At 76.2% G+C, this 994-nt stretch carries 1 protein-coding gene and 1 pseudogene; one reads left to right on the top strand and one right to left on the bottom strand.

What is annotated here, in order from left to right; all coding sequences use genetic code 11:
- Window positions 1-196, top strand: a pseudogene (locus QOL99_RS16175) (type 2 isopentenyl-diphosphate Delta-isomerase); the annotation flags it as partial.
- Window positions 197-199: 3 nt separating this feature from the next.
- Here QOL99_RS16175 and alr read toward each other — a convergent pair.
- On the bottom strand, window positions 200-994 hold a 795-nt coding region (gene alr / locus QOL99_RS16180; protein WP_285525324.1), incomplete at its 5' end, for an alanine racemase.

Here is a 994-nt window from a genome sequence, read left to right on the forward strand (position 1 = left end):
GGACGCGGCCCGCGCCCTGGCGCTGGGGGCGCAGGTGGTGGCCGTGGCCCGGCCCCTGCTGGAGCCCGCGCTGGAAAGCGCCGAGGCCGCCGAGGCCTGGCTGGCGGGCTTTGTCCACGAGCTGCGCGTCGCCCTGTTCGTGGGGGGGTACGCCAGCGTGGAGGCGGCGCGGGGGGCGGCGGCTCCGCTGGACTGATCCCTACGGCGCGGCCCGGCGCTCCACCCGCGCTCCCACCCCGGTCAGCACCTCGTATTCGACGGTTCCTCCCCAGGCCGCCACCTCCGAGACGGTGATCTCGCCCGCGCCCCAGACCTCGGCCCAGTCGCCCACCCGGACGGGCAGCCCGGTCACGTCCACCATCAGCTGGTCCATGCAGATGCGTCCCAGCACCGGGCGGCGCTCGCCCGCGACGAGGACCTCGGCCCGTCCGGTCGCGCTCCGGGGATAGCCGTCCGCGTAGCCCACGCCGACAGTCGCCACCGTGGTCTCGCGGGTCGCCCGCCACAGGCCGCCGTAGCTCACGCTCTCGCCCGCGTGGGCGGTGTGGACGTGGGTGACCCGTGCCCGCAGGGTCATCACCGGGGTCAGCGGGGCGCGGCCGCGCAGGTGGGGCGGCGCGTACCCGTAGGCGGCGAGGCCGGGCCGGGCCAGCCCCATGCCCGGCAGCGGCCCGAAACTCAGCACCCCGCCCCCGTTCGCCGCGTGCGCGAGCACCGGGGGAAGTGCTTCCAGCACGCGCTGAAACCGGGCGAGTTGCTCCTGCGCGAAGGACAGGTCCGGTTCGTCGGCGGTGGCGAAGTGGGTGTAAACGCCCTCCAGCAGTCCCCGCTCGGCGAGGCGGCGGCCGATTTCCACGGCTTGCTCCGGCCTCGCCCCCAGGCGGTTCATGCCGGTATCGACCTTGAGGTGGGCGCGGGCATGGGCGGGCAGGGCCTCGGCCTCGGCGAGCGAGGCGACTGGCAGGCGCACGCCGAGGTCCGCGAGGGGCCGGAC

This window comes from Deinococcus rhizophilus (genome assembly GCF_030271215.1).
Lineage (GTDB): Bacteria > Deinococcota > Deinococci > Deinococcales > Deinococcaceae > Deinococcus > Deinococcus rhizophilus.